The 4,815-nt window shown below is 54.2% G+C and carries 1 protein-coding gene and 1 pseudogene; both read right to left on the bottom strand.

Annotation, left to right across the window (positions count from 1 at the left end; translation table 11 throughout):
- Window positions 1-1,462: pseudogene (locus ACIQ2T_RS11960) on the bottom strand (DNA-directed RNA polymerase subunit beta'); the annotation flags it as partial.
- An 82-nt stretch (window positions 1,463-1,544) separates the two neighbouring features.
- Window positions 1,545-4,815 (bottom strand): DNA-directed RNA polymerase subunit beta (gene rpoB, locus ACIQ2T_RS11955; protein ID WP_397591012.1); only part of this gene is annotated, 3,271 nt, incomplete at its 5' end.

Genomic DNA, 4,815 nt, shown 5'->3' with positions numbered 1-4,815 from the left:
TCGACATCATCAATACGCGTGCTTCCAATTGCGCCTCAAGGCTCAATGGAACGTGGACGGCCATCTGGTCACCATCGAAGTCGGCGTTAAATGCCGAGCAGACCAATGGGTGAAGCTGGATCGCCTTGCCTTCAATCAGGACAGGTTCGAACGCCTGAATGCCCAAACGGTGCAGCGTAGGTGCGCGGTTCAGCAACACAGGATGCTCGCGGATAACCTCGTCGAGGATGTCCCAAACTTCCTTGCGCTCCTTTTCGACCCACTTCTTGGCTTGCTTCAGGGTCATCGAAAGACCCTTTGCATCCAAACGCGAGTAGATGAATGGCTTGAACAGTTCGAGCGCCATTTTCTTTGGCAGGCCGCACTGATGCAATTTCAATTCAGGACCGGTCACGATGACCGAACGACCCGAATAATCGACGCGCTTACCCAAAAGGTTCTGGCGGAAGCGGCCTTGCTTGCCCTTGAGCATGTCGGACAGTGACTTCAGCGGACGCTTGTTGGCACCCGTGATCGTACGGCCGCGACGACCATTGTCGAACAACGCGTCAACAGCTTCCTGCAACATACGCTTTTCGTTGCGGACAATGATGTCTGGAGCGCGCAGCTCGATCAGGCGCTTCAAACGGTTGTTACGGTTGATAACGCGGCGATAGAGATCGTTGAGATCGGACGTTGCAAAACGACCACCGTCCAACGGCACCAGCGGGCGCAATTCTGGTGGAATGACGGGAATGACATCCAAGATCATCCACTCTGGCTTGTTGCCGGAATCGATGAAGCTTTCGACGACCTTCAAACGCTTGATGATCTTCTTTGGCTTAAGTTCCGACTTGGTAACGGCCAGCTCGTCGAGCAGGTCGGTACGCTCTTGTTCAAGGTCGAGGTCCATCAACATGGTCTTGACGGCTTCGGCACCAATGCTGGCGGTGAAGGCATCTTCGCCATATTCGTCCTGCGCGTTGAGCAATTCGTCTTCGCTCAGCAACTGGAACTTCTCAAGCGCGGTCAGACCAGGCTCAGTTACGATGTAATTTTCGAAGTACAATACGCGCTCAAGCTGCTTCAACTGCATGTCGAGCAAAAGGCCAATGCGCGAAGGCAGCGACTTCAGGAACCAGATATGGGCAACAGGCGCAGCAAGCTCGATATGACCCATACGCTCACGGCGTACCTTGGTGACGGTTACTTCAACGCCGCACTTTTCGCAGACAACGCCCTTATACTTCATCCGCTTATACTTGCCGCAAAGGCACTCGTAATCCTTTACCGGACCAAAGATGCGCGCGCAGAAAAGGCCGTCACGCTCTGGCTTGAACGTGCGATAGTTGATGGTTTCCGGCTTTTTGATTTCGCCAAAAGACCAGCTGCGGATTTTCTCCGGCGATGCAATCCCGATCTGGATCTGGTCAAAGGTTTCGACCTTGGCGATTGGATTGTTGAATTTCGATAGTTCGTTCATATTCATTTCCTCAGTGGGCATGGGCCCATGAAAACTTAAAGGCAGGGACAGGGGGGCGGACCGAAATCCGCCCATCTCTGCTTTATTCTGCTGCCTCGGCAAAGCCTTCGTCACCCTCGATCAAATCATGCGCCTTCAGCTCAACATTGAGGCCGAGCGAGCGCATTTCCTTAACCAGAACGTTGAAGCTTTCGGGGATACCTGCTTCGAAGCTGTCGTCACCTTTGACGATCGCTTCGTAAACTTTGGTACGACCGATGACGTCATCGGATTTGACCGTCAGCATTTCCTGCAAGGTATAAGCAGCGCCATAGGCTTGAAGTGCCCAGCATTCCATTTCCCCGAAACGCTGACCGCCGAATTGCGCCTTACCACCAAGTGGTTGTTGCGTAACAAGGCTGTACGGTCCGATCGAACGGGCGTGGATCTTGTCATCAACAAGGTGATGCAGCTTAAGCATGTAAATGATGCCCACGGTAACCTTGCGGTCGAACATGTCGCCGGTGCGTCCGTCGAACAGGTCGGATTGGCCTGAGCCATCGAGCCCTGCAAGCTGGAGCATCTTCGTCACGTCGGCTTCACGCGCACCGTCGAACACGGGTGTGCCCATGGGAACACCTGTTCTGACGTTACCAGCAAGCTCAATGATGTCGGCATCGCTGCGACCATTGATCTCGTCTGCGTAATTGTCGCCATAGGCCTTCGCCAAACGTTCACGCACGACTGCTGGAGGCGCAGCCGCTTGGGGGTTCGGGTTTGCAAGGCGCCACTCTTCAAGAGCATCACCAATTTGCATACCCAAACTACGCGCAGCCCAACCAAGATGGGTTTCGAAAATCTGACCCACATTCATACGTGACGGCACACCCAATGGGTTGAGTACGATGTCGACAGGGGTGCCATCGGCCAAGAACGGCATGTCTTCTTGCGGAAGGATCCGCGAGATAACACCCTTGTTCCCGTGACGTCCGGCCATTTTATCGCCTGGCTGTAGCTTACGCTTCACTGCTACGAAAACCTTGACCATCTTGAGCACGCCTGGTGCAAGCTCATCGCCACGCTCCAGCTTCTCACGACGATCTTCGAACTTCTCGACGATCAGTTTGACGGCTTCATCATACTGAACCTTGACGGCTTCAAGATCGCCTTGGACCTTGTCGTCGGCAACGGCGATTTTCCACCATTCGTAACGTTCGACTTCGCTGAGATTATCCTCAGTTATGATGTCGCCCTTTTTAATGCCCTTTGGCGCTGCTGCTGCAGTCTGACCAATGAGCATATCTTTCAAGCGGTTGTAAGTCGCACGGTTCAAAATCGAACGTTCGTCCTCGCGGTCCTTCGCAAGGCGCTCAATTTCTTCACGTTCGATGGCCATCGCACGTTCGTCTTTGTCGATACCATGACGGTTAAAGACGCGGACTTGAACCACAGTACCCGCAACGCCTGGCGAGAGACGCAGCGACGTGTCACGCACATCGCTTGCCTTTTCACCAAAGATGGCGCGCAGCAGTTTTTCTTCTGGTGTCATCGGGCTTTCGCCCTTTGGCGTGATCTTGCCGACCAAAATGTCACCCGGGTGCACTTCAGCGCCGATGTAGACAATGCCGGCTTCATCAAGGCTGCGAAGCGCGTCTTCACCCACATTTGGAATATCGCGGGTGATGTCTTCTGGTCCAAGCTTCGTGTCACGGGCCATTACTTCGAATTCTTCGATATGGACCGATGTGAACACATCGTCTTTCACGATACGCTCGGAGATCAGGATCGAATCTTCGTAGTTATATCCGTTCCAAGGCATAAACGCGACGAGGCTGTTCTTGCCCAATGCGAGCTCACCCAGCTCAGTCGAAGGACCATCAGCAATAATGTCGCCAGCTTCAATTACGTCACCGACCTTCACCAAAGGCTTCTGGTTGATGCAGGTATTCTGGTTGGAGCGCTGGAATTTCTGCAACGTGTAAATGTCTACGCCCGACTTGCCGGGTTCAACATCGCCAGTTACGCGCACAACGATGCGGGTTGCATCGACTTGGTCGACAATGCCTGTGCGGCGTGCGCCAATGGCAGCGCCGGAGTCACGCGCCACGGTTTCTTCCATGCCGGTTCCAACAAATGGTGCTTCTGCACGCAGCAGAGGCACAGCCTGACGTTGCATGTTGGAACCCATCAAAGCGCGGTTGGCGTCATCGTTTTCCAGGAAGGGAATGAGCGATGCTGCAACCGAAACAAGCTGCTTTGGCGAAACGTCCATCAAAGTAATCTGGTCACGCGGCGCCATCAGGAATTCACCTGCTTCACGCGATGAAATCAGATCTTCGACAAAGCTGCCATCTGCGTTCAATTCGGCGTTTGCCTGCGCGATGGTGTTCTTTTGCTCTTCCATCGCGGAGAGATACACCACGTCGTCGGTGACCTTATTGTCCACGACCTTGCGATATGGCGTTTCGATAAAGCCATATTTGTTCACGCGGCTGAACGATGCCAGCGAGTTGATCAGACCAATGTTCGGGCCTTCCGGCGTTTCAATCGGGCAGATACGGCCATAATGGGTCGGGTGCACGTCGCGGACTTCAAAGCCTGCACGCTCACGGGTCAGACCACCTGGTCCAAGTGCCGAAACACGGCGCTTATGGGTGACTTCCGAAAGCGGGTTGGTCTGATCCATAAACTGCGACAATTGCGACGAACCAAAGAATTCGCGCACAGCAGCAACCGCTGGCTTTGCGTTAATCAGGTCGTTTGGCATCACAGTCGATACATCGACCGAGCTCATCCGCTCCTTCACGGCACGCTCCATACGCAGCAAGCCTACGCGATACTGGTTCTCCAGCAATTCGCCGACCGAACGCACACGACGGTTGCCGAGGTTATCGATATCATCGATTTCGCCCTTGCCGTCCTTCAGGTTCACCAGTTCCTTGACCACGGCGAGGATATCTTCCGTGCGCAGTGTGGTGAGGGTGTCTTCAACATCCAAGTTCAAACGCATGTTGAGCTTTACGCGGCCAACCGCGCTCAGGTCATAGCGGTCTGCATCAAAGAACAGACCAGCGAACAACGCTTCTGCGGTTTCGCGCGTTGGCGGTTCGCCAGGACGCATGACGCGGTAGATCGCATCAAGGCCCATGTCCCGGTTCTCGGCCTTGTCGGCCTTCAACGTGTTGCGCATCCATGCACCCGTGATGACATGGTCAATGTCGAGCAGCTCAAGGCTGTCGATGCCTTCCTTGTCCAACGCTTCGAGGTTTTCGGCGGTGATTTCATCGCCCGCTTCCACATAAATGCGGCCAGTCTTTTCATCGATAAGGTCGAATGCGGAATAACGGCCGAAGATTTCCTCGGTCGGGATCAGC

The organism is Sphingorhabdus sp. (genome assembly GCF_044357595.1).
Taxonomy (GTDB): Bacteria; Pseudomonadota; Alphaproteobacteria; order Sphingomonadales; family Sphingomonadaceae; genus Sphingorhabdus_B.
The sequence above is the reverse complement of the archived record's forward strand: the minus strand, read 5'-3'. Positions and strand labels throughout refer to the sequence as shown.